At 67.8% G+C, this 934-nt stretch carries 1 protein-coding gene; it reads right to left on the bottom strand.

Annotated elements, in window-relative coordinates; all coding sequences use genetic code 11:
• Positions 1-934 (bottom strand): hypothetical protein (locus EQG76_RS31400; RefSeq protein ID WP_159719126.1); only part of this gene is annotated, 934 nt, incomplete at both ends.

The raw sequence follows: 934 nt of genomic DNA, 5'->3' as shown, positions 1-934 counted from the left end.
GGCATGGACGTAGATCTCGTCGACGACCTCTCCGGCGAAATCGGCGGGCGGCGTGAGGACCTGGCGCAGCCGGTGCTGGCCGTACACCAAGAGCGCCGGGCCTCGGGTGGAAGCGTCCGGGCGGGGCTTGCTGGGGTCGACCGGATCCTCGTCAAACAGGCCGCCGCTGGGGTTCCCACCTCGGTAGCGGCCCCGATAGTACCAGGGCTGGCCGAACCAGGTGTCGTCGTCATAGCCAAGAAGGAAAGCCGGCGTCATGCCACGCGCACCGCCGGCGCTGGCATCGGTGCTGGGCTGCTCCGTGGCCGGCAGGTACTCGCGCACCGCGAGCAGCCGATCAATCGGCGAGTTCGATCCTTCCGTTCCCGGGTGCGCGGCGGACGCCGAGAACGCATTGTTGTCGAACGAGAAGTTGGTGGTCGGGCTGGCCGCCAGGTTGACATACTCGGCGAGGATCCATTCGCCGGCCGTGACGGCCCAAGGGCTGCCGTTCGCCGTCACGTCGATCCAGACATAGGCGGTGCCGCTGTGCACGTACTCGGTGCCGCGCAGCGTGGTGCGGTTCAGCCAGGCCTGGACGTGGAGGCCGCCCACGAGCTCCGGGCTGTCCGGCACGCCGAAGCGGGTCGCAAAGGCATTGAATGCATCGAAGCCGCCCACCTGCCGGCCCGGATAGTAGCCGAGCTCGCCAGGCGTCACGACGCCCGAGGCGAGCAGCGTCCCCTTCGGCTGGTCCCAGTCGTTGCAGCGGTAGAAATTGATCCGGTAGCAGCCGAAATTGCCGCCACTGTGGGCGTCGTCCGGTTCGGCATGCTTCCGGGCCCCCTGGGTCTGCCACATGAACTTGGTGACGACCCCGTCCTTTGGTGCCTGGAAGGAGAAATAATGCCCGCGCGGCCAGCGGATGTTGGCCTGGGTGCAGGCATAGACCGGG

The sequence above is a fragment of the Geminicoccus flavidas genome (assembly GCF_009806515.1).
Classification (GTDB): Bacteria; Pseudomonadota; Alphaproteobacteria; order Geminicoccales; family Geminicoccaceae; genus Geminicoccus; species Geminicoccus flavidus.
This window is presented reverse-complemented; position numbering and strand designations above follow the sequence as displayed.